General features: G+C 40.0%; 18 protein-coding genes and 1 pseudogene. 9 read left to right on the top strand and 10 right to left on the bottom strand.

Features of this window, described 5'->3' with window-relative positions:
• Window positions 1-101: 101 nt before the first annotated feature.
• Window positions 102-560: pseudogene (locus ACPC57_RS07410) on the bottom strand (arginine repressor).
• A gap of 24 nt (window positions 561-584) precedes the next feature.
• On the bottom strand, window positions 585-1613 hold the full coding sequence (queA, locus tag ACPC57_RS07415) for a tRNA preQ1(34) S-adenosylmethionine ribosyltransferase-isomerase QueA (protein WP_130555139.1): 1029 nt from the start codon (window positions 1611-1613) through the stop codon (window positions 585-587).
• A gap of 307 nt (window positions 1614-1920) precedes the next feature.
• Between queA and ACPC57_RS07420 the strand changes: the two genes are divergently transcribed.
• The gene (locus tag ACPC57_RS07420; protein ID WP_130555140.1) at window positions 1921-2625 is read left to right on the top strand and encodes a glucosamine-6-phosphate deaminase; all 705 of its coding nucleotides are present in this window, start codon (window positions 1921-1923) and stop codon (window positions 2623-2625) included.
• Between the two features lie 366 nt (window positions 2626-2991).
• Here the strand turns inward: ACPC57_RS07420 and ACPC57_RS07425 are convergent, their stop codons facing one another.
• The gene (locus ACPC57_RS07425; protein ID WP_434066622.1) at window positions 2992-3948 is read right to left on the bottom strand and encodes a glutathione S-transferase family protein; all 957 of its coding nucleotides are present in this window, start codon (window positions 3946-3948) and stop codon (window positions 2992-2994) included.
• A 137-nt stretch (window positions 3949-4085) separates the two neighbouring features.
• Between ACPC57_RS07425 and ACPC57_RS07430 the strand changes: the two genes are divergently transcribed.
• Window positions 4086-4814 (top strand): pseudouridine synthase, encoded by a 729-nt coding sequence (locus ACPC57_RS07430; protein ID WP_434066623.1) that lies wholly within the window; start codon window positions 4086-4088, stop codon window positions 4812-4814.
• A 2-nt stretch (window positions 4815-4816) separates the two neighbouring features.
• Window positions 4817-5296 (top strand): glutathione peroxidase, encoded by a 480-nt coding sequence (locus ACPC57_RS07435; RefSeq protein WP_434066624.1) that lies wholly within the window; start codon window positions 4817-4819, stop codon window positions 5294-5296.
• Window positions 5297-5314: 18 nt separating this feature from the next.
• Here ACPC57_RS07435 and ACPC57_RS07440 read toward each other — a convergent pair whose 3' ends face one another.
• The 5 genes from ACPC57_RS07440 to ACPC57_RS07460 all read right to left on the bottom strand — a co-directional run bounded on the left by ACPC57_RS07440 (window position 5315) and on the right by ACPC57_RS07460 (window position 10837).
• The gene (locus ACPC57_RS07440; protein ID WP_434066625.1) at window positions 5315-6316 is read right to left on the bottom strand and encodes a FecCD family ABC transporter permease; all 1002 of its coding nucleotides are present in this window, start codon (window positions 6314-6316) and stop codon (window positions 5315-5317) included.
• Window positions 6313-7347 (bottom strand): FecCD family ABC transporter permease, encoded by a 1035-nt coding sequence (locus ACPC57_RS07445; RefSeq protein WP_434066626.1) that lies wholly within the window; start codon window positions 7345-7347, stop codon window positions 6313-6315. Before ACPC57_RS07445 ends, ACPC57_RS07440 begins: the two co-directional genes overlap by 4 nt.
• 12 nt (window positions 7348-7359) lie before the next feature.
• Window positions 7360-8289 (bottom strand): ABC transporter substrate-binding protein, encoded by a 930-nt coding sequence (locus ACPC57_RS07450; RefSeq protein WP_313168049.1) that lies wholly within the window; start codon window positions 8287-8289, stop codon window positions 7360-7362.
• Between the two features lie 12 nt (window positions 8290-8301).
• Window positions 8302-9087, bottom strand: coding sequence for an ABC transporter ATP-binding protein (locus tag ACPC57_RS07455; protein ID WP_277837093.1), 786 nt, complete (start codon window positions 9085-9087; stop codon window positions 8302-8304).
• Between the two features lie 319 nt (window positions 9088-9406).
• The gene (locus ACPC57_RS07460; RefSeq protein WP_434066627.1) at window positions 9407-10837 is read right to left on the bottom strand and encodes a UDP-N-acetylmuramoyl-L-alanyl-D-glutamate--L-lysine ligase; all 1431 of its coding nucleotides are present in this window, start codon (window positions 10835-10837) and stop codon (window positions 9407-9409) included.
• A gap of 563 nt (window positions 10838-11400) precedes the next feature.
• Here ACPC57_RS07460 and ACPC57_RS07465 point away from each other — a divergent pair.
• Entirely contained in the window at window positions 11401-12492 is a 1092-nt protein-coding gene (locus tag ACPC57_RS07465) for a cystathionine gamma-synthase (RefSeq protein ID WP_274504113.1), read from the top strand.
• A 1-nt stretch (window position 12493) separates the two neighbouring features.
• Window positions 12494-13654, top strand: coding sequence for a MalY/PatB family protein (locus ACPC57_RS07470; protein WP_434066628.1), 1161 nt, complete (start codon window positions 12494-12496; stop codon window positions 13652-13654).
• Between the two features lie 30 nt (window positions 13655-13684).
• On the opposite strand, the gene ACPC57_RS07475 is transcribed toward ACPC57_RS07470, so the two are convergent.
• Window positions 13685-14524 (bottom strand): AraC family transcriptional regulator, encoded by an 840-nt coding sequence (locus tag ACPC57_RS07475; protein ID WP_434066629.1) that lies wholly within the window; start codon window positions 14522-14524, stop codon window positions 13685-13687.
• Window positions 14525-14628: 104 nt separating this feature from the next.
• Between ACPC57_RS07475 and ACPC57_RS07480 the strand changes: the two genes are divergently transcribed.
• Window positions 14629-16803 (top strand): alpha-galactosidase, encoded by a 2175-nt coding sequence (locus tag ACPC57_RS07480; RefSeq protein WP_434066630.1) that lies wholly within the window; start codon window positions 14629-14631, stop codon window positions 16801-16803.
• Window positions 16804-16815: 12 nt separating this feature from the next.
• Window positions 16816-18048: an extracellular solute-binding protein gene (locus ACPC57_RS07485; RefSeq protein ID WP_434066631.1), complete on the top strand. Its 1233-nt coding sequence runs from the start codon at window positions 16816-16818 to the stop codon at window positions 18046-18048.
• A gap of 59 nt (window positions 18049-18107) precedes the next feature.
• Here the strand turns inward: ACPC57_RS07485 and ACPC57_RS07490 are convergent, their stop codons facing one another.
• A complete protein-coding gene (locus tag ACPC57_RS07490; protein ID WP_434066632.1) occupies window positions 18108-19124 on the bottom strand; it encodes a LacI family DNA-binding transcriptional regulator in 1017 nt (338 codons plus the stop codon).
• A gap of 166 nt (window positions 19125-19290) precedes the next feature.
• On the opposite strand from ACPC57_RS07490, the gene ACPC57_RS07495 reads away from it, so the two are divergent.
• Window positions 19291-20745, top strand: a complete 1455-nt coding sequence (locus ACPC57_RS07495) for a glycoside hydrolase family 32 protein (protein ID WP_434066633.1) — start codon at window positions 19291-19293, stop codon at window positions 20743-20745.
• 24 nt (window positions 20746-20769) lie between these two features.
• Complete coding sequence (locus ACPC57_RS07500) at window positions 20770-22008, top strand: extracellular solute-binding protein (RefSeq protein ID WP_434066634.1); 1239 nt, start codon at window positions 20770-20772, stop codon at window positions 22006-22008.
• The last annotated feature ends 32 nt before the right edge of the window (window positions 22009-22040 follow it).

Raw genomic sequence — 22040 nt, forward strand, 5'->3', positions numbered from 1 at the left:
GACATAATAAAACTCCCCTTATAGTTTCTAGTGAAAATTTTTATTTTTTCACTGTCCACTATAAGGGGAGTATATCACATGTTACCTAGGATATTTTTTTCTTATTCCTTTGATGAAAAGAATGGTGGGGTAAATTGGGTGAGGTAGTCATAACAAGTTTGAGTTGCCTGATTATCCTGGCAAATAATGAGACAGACATCATCGCCACAAAGCGTAGCGACAATCTCGGGAATTTCCATGTCATCAAGAATTGAGCCGAAGGTGCTGGCCAGTCCTGGAAGTGTTTTTAATACAACTTGGTGCTATACTGGTTTGAGTATAATGAGAGCATCTTCCATATACAGCCGGAGGCGTTTTTCCCAACGGGTTGACCATGTAATAAGAAGAGGCATCTTCATTGACCTTTACTAAATTTAATAATTTGATATCACGAGACAAGGTTGATTGGGTAACGATGACACCGTTTAATTCCAGCAATTCTTATAGTTCTTGTTGCGTGTGAAGTTTTTTTCTTTTATTAAGGAAAGGATTAATTTATGGCGACTTTCAATCTTATTCATGGGGGTGACCTCAATTAAAAAGTTTTATTGGATAAACATGGCATCTCCAAAGCTAAAGAAGCGGTAACGTTCTTCAACGGCATGTTTATAAGCTTCTAAGGTAAATTCTCTACCTGCAAAAGCTGAAACAAGCATAACCAAAGTGGATTTTGGAAGATGGAAATTAGTTGAAAAGGCATCGACAATTCGGAAGGTATATCCTGGTTTGATGAAAATATTTGTCCAGCCAGAATCTGCTTCTAAACGCCCATCAAATTTGTTTCCAATGGTTTCCAGCGTGCGAATAGAAGTGGTTCCAACTGCAACGATACGTCCACCATTTTCTTTGATTTGATTGAGTGTTTGAGCGGCTTCAGCGGTTAGGTTGTAAAATTCTGAATGCATCTCATGCTCATCAACGTTTTCGACAGAGACTGGGCGGAAGGTTCCAAGACCAACATGAAGTGTCAAATAGACTAATTTCACACCTTTGGCTTCAATTTTTTCAAGTAGTTCCTGGGTAAAATGGAGGCCGGCAGTTGGAGCTGCGGCAGAACCATTTTCTTTGGCATAAACAGTCTGGTATCGCTCGCGGTCTTCTAATTTTTCATGAATATATGGAGGGAGTGGCATTTCACCGAGGCTTTCTAAGACTTCTAAGAAGATTCCATCGTAAGTGAACTCAACGATTCGGCCTCCGTGTTCCAATTCCTCTACAATGGTAGCTGTCAAACGTCCATCTCCAAAGGCAACAGTCGTACCGACTTTCAAGCGCTTCGCTGGTTTTGCAAGAACCTCCCACTGATCACCTTGGGTATTTTTCAAAAGTAAAAGTTCAACATGTCCGTTTGTTTCGGGCTTGTAGCCGTAGAGGCGGGCAGGCAGAACGCGCGTGTTGTTCATCACAAGGGCATCACCTGGGTGAAGCTGGTCAATAATATGGTCAAAACGGCTATCAACCATACTGTGCTTCTCGCGGTCGAGAATGAGAAGTTTTGAGCTGTCACGCTTCTCAAGCGGTACTTGGGCAATAAGTTCTTCTGGTAAATCAAAATCAAAATCTGCAGTATTCATAGACTCTCCTTGTTTCTAAACGATGATGGTGATTAGATAGATCAAAAGTGCTATTGGTAGAACCATTAATAGTACTCCCAGTAGCATCATTATCACTCTTAGACTTTTGGGGTGAGGGATCAGATAACCAAGGAGGCAGAGAGCAATTCCTGTAAAAAATAAGATCAATAATTCTAATGTCATGCCTCCATTATATCATAATTTCAATCAAACGTGGTGTGGATCGATGAAGATTGGTATATATCAATTGACAAAAATTGGTATATACCATATAATATACTTAAGAAATAGGCAAGAGGTGAATCATATGAAAATTCATGTTGTAAACAATCAAGTTGATGGTGCGGTACTGGCTGTAGATTTGTTGAGAGAAAAGTTGGCAAATGGTGCAAAAGTGCTTGGTTTGGCAACGGGTTCTAGCCCATTGGAATTTTATTCGGTCCTTCGCGAATCAGATTTGGACTTTTCTGATGTGACTTCTGTCAATCTGGATGAGTACGTGGGATTGGGTGAAGATAGTGACCAATCCTATGTTCACTTTATGAAAGAGAATCTTTTCAATGCTAAACCATTCAAACAATCATTTATACCAAATGGCTTGGCAAGCGACTTGACCGAGGAAATTGCCCGTTACAATCAGATTTTGGCAGACCATCCGGTAGATTTCCAAATTTTAGGAATTGGCCGCAACGGTCATATCGGTTTTAATGAACCAGGAGCGTCATTTGATGCTGTTACTCGTGTGGTTGATTTGGCACCATCAACCATTGAAGCCAATGCTCGTTTCTTTGCTCATCCAGAAGATGTTCCAAAACAAGCCATTTCAATGGGGATTGCCAATATTATGGCAGCCAAGACCATTGTCCTCATGGCTTATGGGAAAGAAAAGGCAGATGCAATTAAAGCTATGGTAGAAGGAGAAGTTACGGAAGAAGTTCCAGCAAGTATCCTCCAAAAACATAACGATGTAGTATTGATTATTGACCAAGCAGCTGCGAGTAAATTAGGATAACAGAAAAAACCACAAGGGGTCGTTCTATCCAATAGAAATGCCTATTGTGGTCTTTTGATTTTCTCCCCATAATTAGAATAGGAATGGATGCTATTTAATAATTATTATTTCTTTGCTTTGTATTGTCAAAGGCACCAGCCTTCAGACAAGGAACCGAGGTACGGGCAGCAGTAAAGTATGCGTAGTCGAATGTGAGAATATCATTAGGTTCATTTAAATGTACTCAAATAAACAACGTGACAGGATTATAGATTGCTTGCCTTAAGCAAGCAAAAAAACACCCATAGGTGGCCATCGTGGGTGTCTTCAAATGCTTTTTTTCCTGAACATTTAAGCATTCTTAGTATTATGTACTTGTTCCTTGTTTTAGAGTTTCCAGTCCAAGTCTGGTCCGACTGGCACAATTCCAGTTGGGTTTATGGTTTTATGACTACCATAATAATGTTGCTTGATATGGTCGAAATCCACAGTTTTAGCAATTCCAGCATGATTGTAGAGACGTTTTGTATAATCCCATAGGTTTGGATAGTCGACTAAGGCCTTTATATTACATTTGAAGTGCCCAAAATAGACAGCATCAAAACGAACCAAGGTCGTGAAGAGACGAATATCTGCTTCGGTTAATTGGTTTCCTACTAGAAATTGCTGATTTGCCAACTGTTCTTCTAATTTATCCAATGCAGCAAAGAGCTTTGTTACCTCTTTTTCGTAGACAGCTTGATTTGTTGAAAAACCTACCTTATACACCCCATTGTTGATATTTGGATAGACAAAGTCATTCATGGCATCGATTTCAGATTGCAGGTGTTCTGGATAGTAGTCATCATAGTTGCCTGTAATGTTATTGAATGCAGTGTTGAACATGTGCATGATTTCAGCGGACTCGTTATTGACAATCGTGTTCGTTTGCTTATCCCAAAGAACTGGAACAGTAACACGACCAGAATAATTTGGATCAGCTTTCAGGTAAACTTGATAGAGATAGTCACTGTTAAAAAGGGAGTCCTTAATGACACCAGGTCCGTCAGAGAAGGTCCAACCATTTTCCAACATGAGGGGGTGGACGATAGAAATGGAAATGTGATTTTCCAAGCCTTTCAATTTTCGCATGATCAATGTCCGACTGGCCCAAGGGCAGGCAAGAGAGATGTAGAGGTGATAGCGTCCTGATTCAGCTTTAAAACCCCCATGTCCTGTAGGCCCTGCATGTCCATCAGGTGTAATCCAATTACGGAATTGTGTCACTGTACGAACAAACTTCCCACCTGTTGATTTGGTATCATACCATTGGTCTACCCATTTTCCTTCAACTAAAAGTCCCATAACATCCTCCTGAATGCAAAAGCAGGAAATCCGCCTATTAAAAGAGGATTTCCTATGTAAAAAAATATATCACTAACTAGTATTATAAAGCTTTTTTAAAAAGAGTCAAGCAAAATGATTTATGGTAAAATAGTCTCATGAGATTGGACAAGTGTATGGAGGCGGCTCGGATTGGCTCCCGTAAGCAGGTGAAAAAATTATTTAAGTCCCAACAGATTGTCATCGATGGTCAACCCGCTCAAAGCCTAAGCCAGATTGTTGACCCAGAGTTGCAAACTATTCATGTCTCTGGTAAAAAAGTTGCATTAGAAGGTTCTGCCTATTATTTACTTCACAAACCAGCAGGAGTCGTTTCAGCTGTGAGGGATAAAGAACACCAAACTGTCATCGACTTGATTTCTCCACAAGATAGTAGGGAAGGGCTCTATCCCGTTGGTCGTTTAGACCGTGATACGGAAGGACTAGTCCTTATCACCAATAATGGTCCGCTCGGCTACCGGATGCTCCATCCCAGCCATCATGTGGACAAGATTTATCATGTTGAGGTAAATGGATTTTTGGCAGATGATGCGCCAGCATTTTTTGCATCAGGCATTGCATTCTTGGACGGAACACGTTGTCAGCCAGCGGAATTGACGATATTGGCAGCTTCTTTGGACCATAGCAGAGCGATCATCAAGCTGGCTGAAGGCAAATTTCACCAGGTTAAGAAGATGTTTTTAGCCTATGGTCTCAAGGTCACCTATCTTAAACGCATCTCTTTTGGAGGATTTGAGCTCGGGGATTTGGAACGAGGTGCGTACAGACAACTCAGTCCAAATGAAATGGAACATTTGTTAACTTATTTTGATGAAGGGAGGAAATGAGAATGAGCATTTACGATATTACAGTTCAAAAACAAGATGGCACAGACCAGTCCATGCAAGATTTTCAGGGTCAGGTTCTTTTAGTAGTCAATACGGCGCCAGGTTGTGGGTTGGCACCTCAATATGAAGAATTACAAGAGTTATATGATACTTATAAAGACCAAGGTTTTGTCGTGCTAGACTTTCCATGTAATCAATTTTTAAATCAGGCTCCCGGTTCTAATGAAGAAATCAATCAGACCTGCAGTTTGAATTATGGTACAACTTTTCCTCGTTTTGCAAAAATTGCTGTAAATGGAGCTGAAGCCAGTCCACTATATCGCTATCTCAAGAAAGAAAAATCTACCTTATTTGGCGGTCGAATTGAGTGGAATTTTACAAAGTTTTTGGTCGATAGACAAGGGCGCGTGGTCAAACGGTATTTACCAACGACTAGTCCATTAAAACTTAAAGAGGATATTGAACTTTACCTAGAAAAATAACAAGAAGGCTGGATTCATCTAGCCTTCTTGTTTTAGTAACCACAGAAAATAGGGAGCGCCGATAAGGGAAACGATGATACCAGTTGGAATGCCAGTTCCAACAAGTAGTACACGGCCAATTGTATCAGCAATGAGAAGTATGAGACTCCCGACAATCATGCTAGCAGGTATGATGATTCGATGATCATTTCCCAACCACTTTCGTACGATATGACCAGCGATGAGGCCAACAAAAGTAATATTTCCCACCAAAATGACACTGAGGGAAGCAAGAGCAGTAGCCAATATCAAGACGATCCTTCTTTCGCGTTGTAAGTGGAGTCCCAAAGCCATGGCTGTCTGGTCATTGAGATTCATAATATTGAGGGAACGACAGCGACTGTATGTTACTAGCCAAACTATGAGAAGAAGTGGAGTATAGATGGCGATAGTCTTCCAATCTCCACCATTTACTCGACCGCTGAGCCACTGGACGATGTATTCCATTTTGAAATCATCCAAGCGACTAATTAGACTGACCATGATGCCAGATAACATGCTTGAGATACCGACCCCAGTGATAATCAAGCGGGTTGGATGGATACCATATAGTTTCTTGCGAGCAATCCAGTAAACGAGAAAAATAGTTAATCCGCCTCCTATCATGGCAAATAGTGGCAATGTATCTAATAAGGTTGAGCTGATTGTTGATGAAAGGCCAACAAAGAGTGCTACAACAAGACCAGCTCCAGCATTAATTCCCAATATGCCAGAATCAGCCAGAGGATTTCGAGTTAATGTTTGCAACAAGAGTCCAGCTAAAGCGAGGGAAGCCCCTCCAATCATTGAGGCAAATATTCTCGGTAAACGAATTCTACCAATGATAAGGAGAGTTGAGGAGCTGGCTCGTCCACTGACGACATCCATCACATCTGAAAAGGATGAGTTGGCGTATCCTATTGATAAGGAGATGAGAAAACCAGCAGAAAGGAGGATGAAGAGGAATGAAAAAATCTTAAGATAGTTATGACGTCTTATCAAAGGTGTTTCTCCTTTCGAATCAACCATAGGAAACAAGGTAAGCCGATGATACTGATTACTGCACTAATAGGTGTTTCAGCAGGTGGGTTGATTGAACGACAAACCAAGTCTACCCAGATCAGGAAACTAGCTCCAGCAAAAGCTGTTAAAGGTAAGAGCATTTTGTAATTTTTTCCTGTAAACATGCGGATAAAATGTGGAATGATGAGCCCAACAAATGAGAGGGAACCTACCAGTGCCACTGCAGCAGCTGAGAGCAAAAGGACGATACCCAACAATACCATGGTCATTAGTGCAGTTCGTTGCCCAAGATTTTTAGCAACAGTCTCGTTAAGACTCAGGATGGTCAGCTGATGTGAAAAGAGTTGGGCAAGGATGAGGCCAACAATGATAAGTGGACCGATAATAGCTAACATTTCCCAATTGACCTGTACTAACCCCCCTGCTTGCCAACCGATGACAGCTGTTGATAGATCGAAATAGATGGTAATGGCCTGCCCTATTGCGGAAAATAAGCTGGCTACCATTGCACCCGACAAAATCAAACGGAGTTGATTATAGCCTTTTTGCACTTGATAAGACAGACCGAAGACTAGACCAGCTGCTAGGCAAGAGCCTAGTAAACAGATCACTAAAATTTGACTGTAATGCAAGCTACCAAAAATAGCATAGCCAAGGATGAGGGCGAGGCCTGCTCCAGCATTGATTCCTAATAAGCCAGGATCTGCGATTACATTTCGCGTTATTCCCTGCATCATCGCTCCTGCTTGAGCCATAGCAGCTCCAACCAAGATGGCAGCCACCATTCGAGGCAATCGTAAATCAATGACAACATCCTGTACAGGTGAATCTGTCATCGGATGGCGTAGTGTTTCTACGAGTTGCTGATGACTGTAAGAAATAGCACCAAATCGTAAACTCAAATAGGCACCGATTAGGAAAAGCAGGCTAATGATGAAAAAAATAAGAAGAGGCTGGACTAGATATCCAGTTCCTCTCCTTGAAGAATGAGAACGTATTACTCTATTCATAGTTCATTCCTTTTACTGAATCTCTTTTAATGCAGAGACAAAGGCGTCTATTTGCAAATCAAGTGACATAGGATCTGAGAAGTAGAAGAGGTTATAATCTACCTCAAGGATATGCCCATTTTTCACAGCTGGTAAATTTTTCCAAATGTCGCTTTCTTTTAGCGATGATGCCGCGTCTTTGGTTGTTTCATTAACATTGACCAGGAGGTAGTCACCAACATAGTCTGGTAGGGCTTCTTGCGAAATACCAAACCAGCCATCTTTATTGATAACATCTTCTTGGACTTTAGCAGGAGCAGCGAAACCAAGCGCTCTGTAAACCAATTCACCACCACGGCCAAAGTTGTTTCCGTAGAGGAAGATATTTTTATCAAAGAAGTCCATCACTGTAAATGTCGCACTTGTATCTACAACTCCACTGAGTTCTTCCTTGGCTGCGGCAACTTTTTTATCCCACTGGTCAAGCCAAGCTTGAGCCTCTTTTTCTTTTCCGAAAATTTGTCCCACATCCGTCAGCATTTTCAGGTAATCACTCTTTCCATAGGTGATTTCAATAACTGGCGCGATTTCTTTTAGTGTTTCTATGTTGTCATCACCAGCAAAAACAAGGATAAGGTCTGGATTTTGAGCAGCGATAGCTTCTGTATCTGCTGTTGTTAATAATGGTAGGTCTTTTAATTGGTCACCAAATGCAGGGCTGTCTTTTTCTAGATCCAGACTATAACTGGAAACCTTGATCCCCAATTGCAGGAGATAGCCTGTGTAAGAATAGGCAAAGTTAACAACTTTCTTAGGATTTTTTGGAATATCTCCATAGTAGGTAATGCCTTCAATTTCAGGCATGCTAGACAATTCTACGTCTGTTGAAGAGGAAGAGGTAGAACAAGCTGTTAAGAAAACCAGCCCAACAAATAAACTAAAAATAGCTAAAAACTTTTTCATTTTTTCTCCTTATTATTTTTTTAAATCGTAAGTTAGTAAAATAGGATACTCTTGACCAGGAGCCTGTATTAATTGAGGCTCGATGTTGAAAATATCACTCAGTATCTCAGTAGTCATGATACTGGACACGGATCCATTGTAGCGAATATTTCCCTCTTTCATGGCAATCATGTGGTCTGAAAAACGAGCGGATAAATTAACATCATGGAGAACCATCACAATGGTTTTCTGTTGGCTCAGGTTGAGGTCTTTCAAGAGCTCTAAAACTTCCAATTGATGATTGAGGTCAAGATAGGTCGTTGGCTCATCTAAGAAAATGGTATTGGTATCTTGGGCAAGAGCCATGGCAATCCAAACTCGTTGTCTCTGTCCACCAGATAAATCATCAACGGGAAACCTGGCGAAAGGAGCGGTTTGGGTCGCTTCTAGAGCCCAGTTGATCTTCTGCCTATCCTGATCGGTGAGATAGCCGAGTCCATTTTGATGGGGATAGCGCCCATAAGAGACCAATTCATAGACAGAAATCCCTTCTGTCGCTTCCAATACCTGAGGAAGTAGGGCAAGTTTTTTTGCAACTTCTTTAGTTGGTAATTGGGCAATGGCTTGACCATCTAAATAGATAGCTCCTTCTTGAAGTGGAAGTATCCGAGTCAATGCCTTGAGTAAAGTGGACTTTCCACAACCGTTGGCGCCAATAATAGTGGTTATTTTTCCACTGGGAATTCTGGTGGATAGTTTTTCTATGATCACTCGATCATCATATGCCACTTGGATGTTTTCTGCTTGAATGGAAGACACATATTTCTCCTTTCCGATTGTATAGTCGAGTGAATAAGCTGTCAGATAAGGAACGGATGTCCAGGTAGCTAGAACAGCCTAAAGGCTGTTCTAGGTTGGAAATAAGACTTGAGAAACAAGTCACTTTCGTAGAGTAAGGCAAGACTAGAGTGACAATCTTTCAAAGCTCATTCAAATGACTGATATTGCGCGTTAAAAAAACGGTATGACTTGTATTATATCAAAAAAAGTCTTCAAAACAAAGAGTTTTCTGAAAATTTTAATTTAATAAGAATCGTTATAAAAAACCCTTGTCGGCAACGAACGACAAGGGTGGAAACTATAAGTATTTTTTGGCGATTTCTAAATCACCATCATAAGTTGTTTTTTTACCGTTCACAATCTGGTAGGCATCGGCCCCTTTACCGGCTATAATAACAGCATCTTGTGATGAACTGGTTTGTCCCATCGCGGTACGGATAGCTTCTTCGCGGTCCAAGATAAAGGTGCTCGGACGTGTCATATATGAACGAATTTGCTCAGCAATAGTAGCTGGGTCTTCATGATTGGGATCGTCAGCTGTTAGAAGAACATCAACCTGTGGATAGTCATTAAGTAGAAGGCCGAAGTCTTTACGGCGACTTTCTCCCTTATTACCTGGGGCGCCTAAAATCAGGATGACCTTTCCTGATTGATGTGTGAGGACGACATCAAGCAGTTTTTTTACGCTATCGCCATTGTGAGCGTAGTCAACGAAGACTTTAGCCCCGTTTTGCTGGGTCAGGACTTCCATGCGACCAGGGACATTGGTCTGGGCAATCCCAGTTTGAATATCTTCTAGGCTTGCACCTAAGCGAAGACAAGCTAGTCCAGCAGCGATGGCATTCTCTTGGTTGAAATGACCAATGAGCTGAATAGCGTAGTGCCCAGCTAATTTCCCAGTCACTGTGAAGTCGAATCCTGCTGACTGGGTAATTTCATTCTCAGAAGACGGGCCATAGAAGTCATGGTCTTTGGACATCACTTGGTCTCTCACGACTTCAAAATGATCCATTCCAGCGTTGACAATAACCGCTCTGCTATTGTCCATCAAAAGACGCTTATGATAGAAATAGTCTTCAAAGGTCGGATGCTCAATGGGACCGATATGGTCAGGACTAATGTTGAGGAAGACGCCTACGTCAAAAGTAAGGCCATAAACACGCTTGACAAGATAGGCTTGGCTAGAGACTTCCATTACAAGGTGAGTCATACCATTTTTGACTGCCTCCGCTATCATGGCAAAGAGGTCCAGACTTTCAGGTGTGGTCAGTGTTGATTTGAAAAAGGTCTCCCCATCCAGTGTTGTATTCATAGTTGACAGCATGGCAGGTTTATGACTCTGTTTGAGAATATTATAGGCAAAATAAGCTGCGGTTGTTTTGCCTTTGGTGCCTGTGAATGCCAGGAGTTTGAGCTGGTTCTGTGGGTTACCGTGAAATTCCATTGCAATCAGACTCATGGCTTGTTTGATGTCTTTAACAAGAATGACTGGAATGCTGACTTCGTAGTCTATTTCTGATACATAGTAGGCCAAGCCATTTTCAATTGCTTTTTCTAAAAATTCCTTTTTAAAGGCTAAGCCCTTGGCGAAGAAAAGGGTTGTTGGACTTACGGTTCGACTGTCATAACTCAAAGCGTCGAATTCAATATCTGTAGGCTCATTCCTTGTAATCGAACGAAAATTTGCATCTGTCTTTAAAATTTCAATTATACGGTCAAATGTTATCATGCTTCTATTGTAAACTTATGAAAGGAATTTGACAAGTGCGGGGGAAGACAACTCATCTAACAATTAGGAATATGATTTTGCTAGTGATTGCGGATTCATTCATTTACTAAATAAAAATAAAGAAACAACCCATAATGGTTGAAAAAACGAACCAGATAGCTAATTGCCAATTTTTAACAAGATTATAGCTAGGGCGGAAAAAAGCATTATAATATTGAATTGGTAGTAATAGGAGCAATAGCACACCGATTGGACTACGGTCAAATTGCTTTACTGTCACTATTGACCAAACAAGTGCATGATAAAAATAAAAGTTTCTATAATACTGTAATACTGTAATACTGTTGATTGAATGAGTTAAACATTGTAAAATCTGCTTCTGATAGTCTAAACTTACTATTATTGTAAATTATTTATAAGCAAAAACCAATAATAAATAGGTTGATATAGTTCTTACTTATACCATTTGTTAAAAAAATTATATAAGTCATTTTGGATATTTTTTTAACAAAAGTAGACTATTCATGCTAGACTATTTAATAAGTTAGATTGGAGATTTCGTTATGACAGATTATAAGATAGATACGATTTTAGCCCATGCAGGTATTAACAATGATGAGAAAACAGGTGCCTTGATTTCTCCTATTCACCTTTCGACCACTTATCAGCACCCTGAGTTTGGTCACTCGACCGGTTTTGACTATACGAGAACTAAGAACCCGACACGCGCCAGTTTGGAAGCGACCTTGGCAGCGATTGAAAAAGCAGATTATGCCCTTGCGACGAGTTCAGGCATGGCTGCGCTTGTCTTGCTTTTTAATGGTTTCCCTGTTGGAAGCCAGGTAGTTGCGGCGCGTGATTTGTACGGTGGCTCATTCCGCTGGTTCAACGAGCAGGAAAGTCTAGGCAGATTTCAGTTTACCTATGCGAATAGTGAAGTGGAGCTGATTGCAGCAATCACAGACCAGACGGACTATGTTTATTTGGAAACTCCAACTAATCCCTTGATGGTGGAGTTTGACATCGCTAAGGTTTCGGCTATCGCCCATGCCAAAGGTGCCAAGGTGATTGTCGATAACACTTTTTATAGCCCTATTTATCAAAATCCTCTTGAATTGGGTGCGGATGTTGTTCTACATTCGGCGACAAAATATTTGTCAGGTCATAATGATGTCTTGGCTGGTGCTTTAATGACTAATGATCAGGACCTATATGATAAGCTTTTCTATGATCAAAACACAACTGGTCCAACTCTTTCACCACTGGATTCTTATTTACTCATGCGTGGTTTGAAAACTCTTTCGCTTCGAATGGAGCGGGCGACTCAAAATGCTCAGAAAATTGTTGCCTTTTTGAAGAAGAGTCCTGCAGTCAAGCAAGTATATTACACAGGTAAAGGTGGAATGATTTCATTGAAGGTGGTTGATGAGAGCAAGATTCCACATATTCTAAATACCTTGAAAATCTTTACATTTGCGGAAAGCTTGGGTGGGGTAGAAAGTTTGATTACTTATCCAGCTACACAAACTCACGCAGACATTCCAGTGGAAACCCGTCATTCTTACGGTTTGACAGATGATCTGCTTCGCTTGTCTATCGGTATTGAGGATGCGGATGATTTGATTGCCGACTTGGAAGTAGCCTTGGAGGGATAAGATGACCAGATATGATTTTACTAGTAAACCAAATCGCTTAACGCACCATGCTGAAAAATGGAAAAAAGTGGAGGCTGATCCGGAACTCCTACCTTTATGGATTGCGGATATGGACTTTGAGCCACTTCCAGAAATTCGCCAAGTAATCCGTGACTATGCAGATCATCACATTTTTGGTTATCCCTATGCTAGCGACAGCCTTTATCAGTCTATTATTGACTGGGAAGATAGACAGCATGGCTACAAGATTGAAAGAGAGTCCATCCTGCTCATCGAAGGTGTTGTTCCTGCCTTAACTGTGGCTATTCAATCTTTGACAGAAGAAGGGGATGCAGTCCTAATTAACACGCCAGTCTACCCATCCTTTGCACGGACTGTCAAATTAAACAATCGCCAGCTTGTTACCAATTCACTTGTAGAAGTGGATGGTGTTTTTAGGATTGATTTTGACCAGCTTGAAAAGGACATTGTAGAGAATCAAGTGAAACTCTATATTTTCTGTAATCCACACAATCCAGGTGGTAGGGTTTGGAGCAAGGAAGAACTCTTAGCTATTGGACGTCTCTGTCAGAAACATGGCGTCGTTCTTGTATCAGATGAAATTCATCAAGATCTGACTTTATATGGTCACAAACATGATACCTTTAATACGGTAGATGAAAATTTCAAAGATTTTTCAATTATCTTATCATCTGCAACTAAAACATTTAACATTGCTGGAACGAAAAATAGCTTTGCTATTATTGAAAATCCAAGCATCCGCAAGACTTTTGCTAAGCGTCAATTGGCAAACAATCAGCATGAAGTTCCAACAATTGGTTTGTTAACCACAGAAGCCGCCTTCACTTATGGAGATGAGTGGTTGACAGAGTTAAAAAATGTTTTAGAAAAAAATATTGACTATGTTGAAGAGTATTTGACTTCCCATACTCGGATCAAGGTCATGAAGCCCCAGGGAACCTACCTTATCTGGCTTGATTTTTCTGACTATCAGCTGGAACATGACCAATTGTTCGAATTGTTGCAACATCAGGCAAAATTGATTTTGAACGATGGTTTAAGCTTTGGTAAAGAGGGTAAACATCATGCGCGTCTAAATGCGGCAGCTCCATTTGATGTCATTGAAGAGGCCTGTCAACGACTTAGAAACGTTTTTGGATAAAGAAATAAGGACTAGGTGGAGTAAAATCACCTAATCCTTATTTTTTTGTGCTTTTCGAAATTCTGTCGGGCTCATGTGAAAATAATTTTTAAAGGCCGCACTGAAGGTGAGAGGATCTTGGTAGCCGACAGAATAGGAAATTTCAGTGATACTCCTAGAAGCATCTTCTAAGAGTTGACAAGAACGATTCATTTTTACTTGTAAAATATAATCTTTGATAGAATAGCCTGTTTCCTGCTTAAAAATCTTATAGAGATAACTTCGGCTCAAGGCCAAATAGTCCGCTATTTCAGAGACCTTAATTGGATGCGCATAGTGGCTATGTATCATTTTGATGGCCTGCTGAACATAATATTTGGTTTGTGTTTCGGGTTTCATCAGCGTTTCACTTGGAAATTCCTCGATGAGCGTAGCCAAGAGTTGATTGAGGTAGCCAATTAAGACTAGTTCAGTGATAGAGGGGATGGGATGCATCTGAACATGGTTAATCTGATGCATATAGTCTAGAATTGGGGACGCTAGAGTGGAGTGGAGATAGTAGTTTTCTAGCAGTTGACTTTGATTCAGGAGGTCTTTTGCTCGTGAACCACTAAAACCAACCCATAAATAGGTCCACGGATCTATATCGTCAGCTTGATAGAAAATGGAAACATCCTTTGCCAGAATAAACAAATCACCTGCTGATAGATAAATTGTTTTTCCGTCAACAAGAATTTTCCCTTTTCCTTTTGTAATAAAATGCAGGACAAAATTATCACGGATAGTAGGACCGAAGGAATAGCCCTTGTCACATTGTTCGCCACCGTAATGGTCTACATTTAGGTCAAAATTATGACTATCCAATTCATTATAGATGTTTAGAATATTCATTTCAATCCTCCTAGGAAACATTATAACATGTTTTAAATACAAAAGGCTATTAAATAAAGCGTTTACATTTTGTACAATAAGACCATAAAGAAGAAATGAGGGAGATGAATGTGATTGAGATTGATGAAATAAAACAGATTTTTCACCTGAAAACAAGAGAATTCTCTTATATCATTCAAGTATTAAAAACTGGTGATTTGGTTCATCGTTATTTTGGGAAAAAAATCGAAAAATTTAGTGATGGAAACAAAATAACATATTTAGATCGAGCGTTTTCTCCTAGTCCAATTACTGGAGATAGGACATTTTCGTTGGATGTCCTCCCACTCGAATACTCTAGCAGTGGTATGGGAGATTTTAGGACTACTGCATTAGATGTTCGAAATGAATTTGGAACATCCCTAGATTTAAAATTTAAATCGTATAGAACCTATAAAGGAAAAAAAGAGTTAAATGGTTTACCAGCAAGTTTTGGAAATCAAGAAGAAGTAGAGAGTCTTGAAATTGATCTTTATGATCAGTTGACAGATGTTACTGTAACACTTCAGTATTCTGTTTTTGAAGAAGCCTCCTATCTCGCACGGTCAGCTACAATTCAAACTGGCAAATATCCATGTAAACTAGAGAAGGCCTTATCTGCAACGGTAGATTTTCCACATCAAGATTTCATTGTTCACAGCTTGACTGGACGTTATGCTTATGAAAAAGAGTGGACACAGACCCCACTGACAAAAGGTCAGTATTCGATTGGTAGCATTCGAGGTGCCTCAAGTCACTCAAGAACACCTTTCTTAGCACTTGCCTCACCCGATGCAGGTGAGGACAAGGGCGATGTATATGCAGCTCACCTTGTCTATAGTGGCAACTTTTCAGCCTTTGTCGAAACGACAGCCATGGAAACCTGTCGTTTGGGACTAGGATTGGAAAGTCACTATTTCTCATGGCAAATGGATAAGGATGACCGGTTTCAAACCCCAGAAGTTCTCTTATCATATACTGATAAAGGATTTACTGGCATGACACAAAATAGTCATCACTTTATTACAAAACACCTCATTCGATCATCGTTTGTAAACAAACCAAGACCTGTTTTAATCAACAACTGGGAAGCGACCTATTTTGAATTTACAGAAGAAAAGATTTTACAGTTAGCTCAGGTTGCAAGTCGAGCTGGTATTGAATTGTTTGTTCTGGATGATGGTTGGTTTGGTAAACGAAACAATGATGAAAGTTCATTGGGCGATTGGAAAGTCAATTTGGATAAGTTGCCAAATGGTTTGAATGGTTTAGCAGAGCGAATAAATGAGCTTGGCATGAAATTCGGACTGTGGTTTGAACCAGAGATGATTTCTATTAATAGCGATCTTTATCGTGAGCATCCTGATTGGGCAATTCACATAGAAGGACGCTTACCAATCTACAGCCGAGAACAATTAGTTTTGGATTTGACCAAGCAGGAAGTCTGTGACTACATCATTGATAGCGTCTCTTCGATATTAGAATCAGCCAACATTACTTATGTAAAATGGGATATGAACCGTAATATCACCAATATCCCTGAAAGTTTAGCAAATGACCAGCGTTTTGAGTTTCACCATCGTTACATGCTAGGTCTGTACCGTGTATTAGACCACCTTACCAAGCGGTTCCCAGAAATTCTTTTCGAATCCTGTGCAGGCGGTGGAGGTCGTAATGATTTGGGAATCATGTATTACATGCCGCAAGCTTGGGCAAGTGATGATACAGATGCGATTGAGCGCTTATCTATTCAAGAAGGTACTAGTTTGATTTATCCCCCGTCCTCAATTGGCGCACACGTTTCTGCCGTTCCGAACCATCAGGTTGGTCGGATCACACCTCTTGCTACACGAGGCAATGTGGCTATGATGGGAGGAGCATTTGGTTACGAGCTAGATTTAACGAAACTTTCGGAAAAGGAATTGGATGAAATCAGTCAGCAAATCGAAACCTATCACTCCATTCGTGAAACTATACAATTCGGTCAGCTCTACCGTCTGAAAAAGACGAGCAATACCTGGGCTGCCAATTATGTTAGTCAAGATAAGAATCAAGCGGTCTTTACATTTATAAAAATTCTTGCCAAGCCAGAAGCGCCTTTGCTTCATGTTCGGTTGAAGGGGCTAGACCCAGATGCCTTGTATGAATGCCCTCAATTAGGAGAAACATTCTACGGAGATGAATTGATGAACATTGGTCTCATAATGCCACATGTTCAACAAGATTATTTTAGTGTACAATATATTTTTAACAAAATCTAGGAGGATTTTATAATGAAAATGAAAACATTTTTAAAATGTGCATCAGTGTGTGCTTTTGCTAGCTTCTTGGTTGCTTGTGGGAATGCAAGTAATAGCGATAAGGTAGAAATTGAATATTTCTCACAAAAACCTGAAATGCAAGCGACTCTGCAAGAAATGATTGAGGATTTTGAAAAAGAAAATCCTACGATTGACGTTAAATTTTCGAATGTACCAGATCCAGGAACTGTTCTGAAAACCCGTATGGCAAATAACGAAGCGCCAGATGTCATCAATATTTATCCACAAAATGCGGACTTCAAAGCATATGCAGCGGATGGTCGTTTCCTAGAAATTGGTGATGATGCAGGTCTCGGTCATCTAAAAGATGGTGCTGTAACGCCTTATCTTGTTAATGAAAAAAATTACACCCTTCCTTTGACAGCTAATGCTTATGGTATTTACTATAATAAAGATAAGTTCAAAGAATTGGGTCTTGAAGTTCCAACTACCTATGCAGAATTAGTAGCTTTGGTAGACAAAATCAAGGCTGATAGCAGTGCAGCACCGTTTGCTCTTTCATTGAAAGATGCTTGGTCATTGAATGGCTACCATCAGTTAGCTTGGGTAACTGTTGCGGGTGGATTTGATGGTGCTGAAGATATTCTGATCCGCAGTGCAAAGGGAGCAATTGAAGATGACGCTACAACAAAAGCTGTCTTAGAACGCTTGGAACTGTTGAAAGATAATGGTCAAAAAGGTGCAACTGGCGCGCTCTATGCAGATGCAGTGGCAGCTTTTGCGGCAGGAGATGCTCTCATGCTTCCACAAGGTACATGGGCAGCTACAGCTGTTAACCAACAAGAACCAGAATTTGAATATGGTATGTTTACCTTCCCTGGTGATAAAGAAGGTGGCGACTATACCATCGGTGCAGCAGACCTTGCTCTTTCAATTTCTGCTGATACAGAGCACCCAGAAGAATCTAAAAAATTATTAGAATACCTCTCACGTCCAGAAGTGATGCAAAAATACTATGATGTAGATGGCTCACCAACTTCAGTTGAAGGAGTAGACACTGAAGGCAAGTTTGAAGAAACTGCTGGAGTGACACAATATGCCTTCACTGACAAACACGTAGTTTGGTTGCAATCTGAATGGGAATCAGAAGAAGAGTTTTGGAATATCACAGTTGAAATGGTTAAAAATCCAAATTCAGCAGAATATGTGAAAAAATTGAACGCATTCTTTGATCCAATGAAGTAATGAACAATAAAAAAGGTTACCTAGTAACGATATTTTCGTTCTACTAGGTAGCCATTATTTTAAAATGTTGTGGAGCGCTTAATCAATTTCGGAGCAATCTCGCGATGTTGGATAGGTGAAATAATTTCTTTCTTTCGTTCTTCTATTTGTTGGCTCAAAACTTCTAAAGCTGTGTGAGAAATAGCCTTTAAATCTTGTCTGATAGTTGTCAATGGAATAATTGTTTCCGATGCAATCGGAGAATCATCAAATCCTACAATACGATAATCTTCAGGGAAATGACCATATTTTTGGAATAGGATATTGACAAAGATAGAGGCATAGGTATCGTTAGCAAAGAAAATTCCTTTGCGCTTACCTTGATAGTTAGCCTCAATCGTCTCAAAATGGTGCTGTAATTCAGTTTGAATCTGATTGTAAGAACTACCTAGGTCAGTTGCAAAGATTCTGTATTCTACATCACTGTCCTGACACATTGTTTCGAAACCTTTGACTCGATTATAGGCAGGTATATTTTCTTTCAATTTCCCATTAATATGGATAAGTATATCACAGTTATTCTTGATTAAAGAACCTGTAGCTTGAATGGCTCCGAGATAGTTGTCGGTTTCAATGCTAGAAATATATTGTGATTCGCGCTCAATTGAAACCACAGGAACATTGTAACCGGCTAATTCTTCAGAAGTAATGGTATGACTTAAAACAATCAATCCTTCGATATTATAAGCCAATAATTCTTGGATATACTCTCGTTCGGTCTCAATATTGTCATCACCGATGAAAACTAAGAATTTGTAATTATTTTTTTTATAGGTAGCTAATATTTCTTCTAAAATGGCCGCATAAAAGTGGAGAAATAGATTTGGTATGATAATACCTATGAACTCCGTTTTGCCTTTGGCTAATACTTTTGCAAGTTTATTTTCTTGGTAACCCAGTTCAATTAATGCTCTTTCAATCTTTTGTTTGCTGGCATCTGTTAATGAATCGGGATTATTAAAATATCGTGATATGGTTGTCTTTGAAAAATTTGTATGTTTTGCAATATCCGCAAATGTAACCTTTTGTCGCTTCATTTGAAAACCCTTTCCTGTTTTCAGTATTATATAGTGAAAATCGCTATGTGTCAATCTTTTTTCAATTTAGAAAAATATTTTTGAAAGCGCTTGACAATCATAAACTAAAAGGGTAGAATACTAGCAAGTAACCGGTTACATTACTAACAACATCCGGAGGTGAAGGATGCAAGACTTGAAAAAGGCTAGAGATTATGTTTCCCAGCATCATGTTGCTTCGGATACAAGGCCACGATTTCATGTTAGCCCACCTATTGGTTGGCTAAATGATCCGAATGGACTTTCAGAATTTCAGGGTAAAGTCCATCTATTTTATCAGTATCATCCTTATGATATCAAGTGGGGGCCCATGCACTGGGGACACCAAGTGACGGAAGACATGGTAGTTTGGAAAGATTTGCCCGTGGCTCTAGCACCCGACCAATGGTATGACCAGGAAGGATGCTTTTCAGGAAGTGCAGTGGAGCACGAAGGAAAACACTATCTAATTTATACAGGGGTTCGAAAACAAGAAAATAGTAGTGGGCAGATTGAAGCTGTTCAAGACCAATGTTTAGCAGTTGGAGATGGAGTTGATTATAAAAAAGTTAATTTGAATCCAGTATTGACAGGAAATCTACTGCCTGACGGTTTTAGTAGAGAACATTTTCGTGATCCAAAAGTTTGGAAAGCAGATGGACGATACAATCTGGTTGCCGGAAACTTGGATACAGATGGGCGTGGTCAAATCCAACTATTTTCAAGTCAGAATTTACAAGAATGGTCCTATATGGGAGTACTTGCGAGCGACGATACAGGAGAGTATGGTAGCATGTGGGAGTGCCCGGACTTTTTTGAAATTGATGATCAATCCGTTCTAATCTGCTCACCTCAACACATGAAAGCTAAAGACTTAGAATTCCATAATGGTCACAATTCAGTCTATTTTATTGGAAATTATGACAGAGAAAATCATAAATTTGATAAAGGTGAAGGAAAATCTCTTGATTATGGTTTGGATTTTTATGCACCACAAACGTGTCGTCTGAGTGATGGGAGACAGATTCTTATTGGATGGATGAAATCGTGGAATTCGATTTCTGATTTAGAAAATTTAGAGTGGCAGGCTATGATGACTCTTCCGAGAGAGCTTAGCTTAGAAGATGGTAAGCTCATCCAGCAACCGATTCGGGAACTAGAGGCTTATCGTCAAAATAAACTTCAATTTTCAACCACCATTGATGGAGCCTATCAAGAACCAGATTTGAAAGGTAGATTTATTGATTTACAGCTCAGTTTGGCTGGTAAAGAATGGACAACATTCCAAATTGATCTAGCTTGCAATGATGACTTATATACCAGTTTTAAATTTACTCGGCTGACTGATACGCTAGAAGTTGATCGAACCTATTCTGGGCTTAGATTAGATCAGAATTGTTTCAGAAAAGTAGCAGTAGACCTCCAAGATTCAATCACCTGTCGCTTTATTTTGGATAGTCATTCCATTGAATTGTTTATCAATGGAGGGAAGCAAGTGTTCAGTATGGAGATTGAAACACCACTTGAAGCAGATGGCATTCGTTTCCAGAGTCAAGGATTAGTTACATTAGCAGTTGAAAATTATGATATTATTACTAAATGACCTAGTTATAGAGGGAGAAAGAAAATGAAATTTACAACATTCGTTAAAAGTGCATCTGTGATTGCTTTTGCTAGTTTGCTAGCAGCATGTGGGAATGGCTCGGCGGGGTCTAGCGATAAAGTCGAACTAGAATATTTCTCACAAAAACCAGAGATGCAAGCGACCTTGCAAGAAATTATTACTGATTTTGAAAAGGCCAATCCAGACATTAGTATTAAATTTTCCAGTGTACCAGATGCAGAAACCATCTTGAAAACTCGTATGGCCAACAATGAAGATCCAGATATTATCAATGTCTATCCGGTTGCGGCAGATTTTGATGCTTGGGCAAAAGATGGTCGTTTCCTAGAACTCGGAGAGGATGCTGGAGTTGGCAATTTGAAAGAGGGAGCAGCAGAAATCTATGCTGTTGACAATAAAATTTATTCTCTCCCATTGAACACCAATGTCTATGGCATCTATTATAACAAGGCTAAATTTAAAGAATTAGGCCTAGAAGTGCCAAAAACGACTGCTGAATTTGAAAAATTAGTAGCGACGATTAAAGACAAGGGTGAAACACCATTTGCGTTGTCTTTGGCTGATTCTTGGTCACTAAATGGATTCCATCAGTTGGCATGGGTGAGCGCGGCAGGAGGTTATGACCAAGCTCAAGATATCCTAGTTCGGAGTGGCAAAGGTAGTATCACAGCTGACAATCCAGCAACGCAAGCAGTTGTTAAATCCTTCGAATTATTACATGACAATGGTCAATCAGGATTTTCTGGAGCTAAGTATGCCGATGCTGTCGCAGCATTTGGAGATGGCAAAGCTCTCATGATGCCACAAGGTAGCTGGGCTGCTGCAGTCATCAATCAACAGAATGCTGATTTGGATTACGGTATCTTTGCCTTTCCTGGAGAAAAAGAAGGGGATGATGTGACTATCGGTGGTGCCGACTTAGCTTTGTCGATCAGTGCCAAGACGGAACACCCAGAAGAAGCTAAAAAGTTCCTCGCTTATATGTCCAGCAAAGAAGTCATGCAAAAATATTATGATGTAGACGGTTCGCCAACTTCTGTCGAGGGAGTTGAAACAGAAGGGAAGTTCCCAGAAATTGAAGGAGTTGCCCAATATGCCTTTACTGATAAGCAAATTGCATGGTTGCATAAAGAATGGACATCGCAAAATGATTTCTGGACCATCGCTGTAGAAACAACCAAAGATCCAAAGGCAGATAAGCTTGCGGACGAATTGAATGCTTTCTTTGACCCAATGAAGTAAGTAATACATAGCAACTATAAACGATGTAAGAG

The sequence above is a fragment of the Streptococcus sp. VTCC 12886 genome, from assembly GCF_049893425.1.
Taxonomy (GTDB): Bacteria; Bacillota; Bacilli; order Lactobacillales; family Streptococcaceae; genus Streptococcus; species Streptococcus suis_AA.

Excerpts from the sequence above, each read along its gene's own strand:
- ACPC57_RS07445 (WP_434066626.1), bottom strand. The coding sequence starts at position 7,347 with ATGAATAGAGTAATACGTTCTCATTCTTCAAGGAGAGGAACTGGATAT.
- ACPC57_RS07485 (WP_434066631.1), top strand. The coding sequence starts at position 16,816 with ATGAAAATGAAAACATTTTTAAAATGTGCATCAGTGTGTGCTTTTGCT.
- ACPC57_RS07475 (WP_434066629.1), bottom strand. The coding sequence starts at position 14,524 with ATGAATATTCTAAACATCTATAATGAATTGGATAGTCATAATTTTGAC.
- ACPC57_RS07460 (WP_434066627.1), bottom strand. The coding sequence starts at position 10,837 with ATGATAACATTTGACCGTATAATTGAAATTTTAAAGACAGATGCAAAT.
- ACPC57_RS07435 (WP_434066624.1), top strand. The coding sequence starts at position 4,817 with ATGAGCATTTACGATATTACAGTTCAAAAACAAGATGGCACAGACCAG.
- ACPC57_RS07480 (WP_434066630.1), top strand. The coding sequence starts at position 14,629 with ATGAATGTGATTGAGATTGATGAAATAAAACAGATTTTTCACCTGAAA.
- ACPC57_RS07470 (WP_434066628.1), top strand. The coding sequence starts at position 12,494 with ATGACCAGATATGATTTTACTAGTAAACCAAATCGCTTAACGCACCAT.
- ACPC57_RS07465 (WP_274504113.1), top strand. The coding sequence starts at position 11,401 with ATGACAGATTATAAGATAGATACGATTTTAGCCCATGCAGGTATTAAC.
- ACPC57_RS07420 (WP_130555140.1), top strand. The coding sequence starts at position 1,921 with ATGAAAATTCATGTTGTAAACAATCAAGTTGATGGTGCGGTACTGGCT.
- ACPC57_RS07490 (WP_434066632.1), bottom strand. The coding sequence starts at position 19,124 with ATGAAGCGACAAAAGGTTACATTTGCGGATATTGCAAAACATACAAAT.
- ACPC57_RS07430 (WP_434066623.1), top strand. The coding sequence starts at position 4,086 with ATGAGATTGGACAAGTGTATGGAGGCGGCTCGGATTGGCTCCCGTAAG.
- queA (WP_130555139.1), bottom strand. The coding sequence starts at position 1,613 with ATGAATACTGCAGATTTTGATTTTGATTTACCAGAAGAACTTATTGCC.
- ACPC57_RS07495 (WP_434066633.1), top strand. The coding sequence starts at position 19,291 with ATGCAAGACTTGAAAAAGGCTAGAGATTATGTTTCCCAGCATCATGTT.
- ACPC57_RS07450 (WP_313168049.1), bottom strand. The coding sequence starts at position 8,289 with ATGAAAAAGTTTTTAGCTATTTTTAGTTTATTTGTTGGGCTGGTTTTC.
- ACPC57_RS07425 (WP_434066622.1), bottom strand. The coding sequence starts at position 3,948 with ATGGGACTTTTAGTTGAAGGAAAATGGGTAGACCAATGGTATGATACC.
- ACPC57_RS07500 (WP_434066634.1), top strand. The coding sequence starts at position 20,770 with ATGAAATTTACAACATTCGTTAAAAGTGCATCTGTGATTGCTTTTGCT.